The organism is Vibrio sp. 10N.222.49.C9 (genome assembly GCF_041474985.1).
GTDB classification, from domain to species: Bacteria; Pseudomonadota; Gammaproteobacteria; order Enterobacterales; family Vibrionaceae; genus Vibrio; species Vibrio crassostreae_C.
Genome location: NZ_JBFRVD010000100.1, coordinates 1 through 1,894 on the forward strand (window position 1 = coordinate 1; position 1,894 = coordinate 1,894).

Annotated in this window: 1 protein-coding gene; it reads left to right on the plus strand. The window is 47.9% G+C overall.

Features of this window, described 5'->3' with window-relative positions:
* Positions 1–564 precede the first annotated feature (564 nt).
* Entirely contained in the window at positions 565–1,857 is a 1,293-nt protein-coding gene (gene ltrA / locus AB4585_RS22050; protein ID WP_170963353.1) for a group II intron reverse transcriptase/maturase, read from the plus strand.
* Positions 1,858–1,894: the final 37 nt, after the last annotated feature.

Here is a 1,894-nt window from a genome sequence, read left to right on the forward strand (position 1 = left end):
ATGGTGCGCCGAGCATGGCGTTGATCTAGGAGGTGAAAGTCCTCTACGGGCTCAGTCGAGCGAGAACCGTTAGCCTATGCAAGGGTGTTCACCGTGAGGTGAAATCTGAAGGAAGCAAATGGCAAAACTTGGTTGTGACGAACAGAAATCTGATAGTAGGCCATTACAACTTGGGCAACCTAGCCATAGATAGAATAGCCCAATGCCTCGACGGGAAGTGTGTAGTGGTAAATCAGGCACAGCCAAGGGAAAGAACAACGTCTTACCTCGGGAGATCTTATGGTTTGTCTCAATAGAGACTAATACAGCAGTGATGTTGTGTGATGAGCAATAAGAAGTCAGCAGAAGGCATAGTACTTTGAGAATGTACAACTCAAAGGAAGGCCTGAACTGAATATATCAAGAAGCAGTCACTAGACACTCAATCATGTGGAGTCATAGCAAGATGAAACTCATCTCTACGTCCCAAAGGGCAATACCGCAAGTAAAGCTCATGGATACGAAGAATGACAAGCATGGTCGGCGTAGACAGGAGGGCGAGTCTTGGTGACCTCAACTTCGTTGATGGAGCAAATCTGCTCCTCAACCAATTTGAATCAAGCTCTTAGACGCGTGAAGAAGAACAAAGGGTGTGCAGGAGTCGACAAGCTCGACATCAACGCCACTATCTCAAGACTTCGACAGGCATCAAACGGGCAAGAGCTTCGCCAGAGTCTTCTGGATGGAAGCTATCAACCTCAACCTGTTCTTGGTGTAGAAATCCCCAAAGCTAGTGGTGGCGTAAGGCAATTAGGTATCCCAACAGTCCTTGATAGGGTAGTCCAACAGGCAATCACATCAGTGCTGTCATGTATCTATGAGCCGAAGTTCTCCGACAGTAGTTACGGGTTTAGACCCAACCGCAGTGCGCACCATGCATTGTCGGCCGCCAGTCGCTACATCCGAGAGGGTCGAGGTTATGTAGTAGATATCGACCTAGCAAAATACTTCGATACAGTGAATCACGATAGGCTAATGCACAGGCTGTCACAAGATATTGCTGATAAACGCGTGTTAAAGCTAATTAGGTCATACCTACAGGTAGGCATAATGCGACATGGACTAGTTGAGCAGAGACAACGAGGCACCCCCCAGGGTGGGCCATTATCTCCGCTACTATCAAATATTGTATTAGATGAACTGGATAAAGAGCTAGAGCGTAGAGGGCATAAGTTCTGTCGATATGCAGATGACTGTCAAATCTACGTGCGTAGTGAGGAAGCCGCTCATCGAGTCAGAGAGTCGATAACGGAGTTCTTGGAGCAGAAACTAAAGCTGACGGTAAACCGTAAGAAAAGTGCAGCAACGAGAGTGACAAAGCGAACTTACCTAAGCCACCGCTTCCAGATAGACGGAAGAATCGGGATATCGAAGACGGCACAAGCTCAAATGAAGAAGCGAGTACGTCAGATAACGAAGCGAAATCGAGGACGAGAGTTACAGGTGATAATCACGGAGTTAACTCAATATCTAAGAGGATGGCAACACTACTTCAAGCTTACTGTTAGTAAAAGTGCAATGCAGCGCTTAGACGAATGGATACGGCGTAGATTAAGGTGCTACCGACTAAAGCAGCGCAAACGCAGACACAGCATAGCGATATGGTTACAGCGACAAGGTGTAACGGAGCGTAATGCGTGGAAGCTAGCGATGTCAGATAAGGGTTGGTGGCATCTAGCTTCAACGCCACAGGTTAATCACGCCATGCCAATAAAATGGTTCGAGGGGTTGGGGCTGTACTCACTAAGAGATGGGTACGAGTCACTGAAAGTATATTCGGAACCGCCGTATGCGACCCACGCTTGTACGGTGGTGTGAGAGGACGGAGGCTGCGAGGCCTCCTCCTACTCGATTC

Excerpts from the sequence above, each read along its gene's own strand:
- ltrA (WP_170963353.1), top strand. The coding sequence starts at position 565 with ATGGAGCAAATCTGCTCCTCAACCAATTTGAATCAAGCTCTTAGACGC.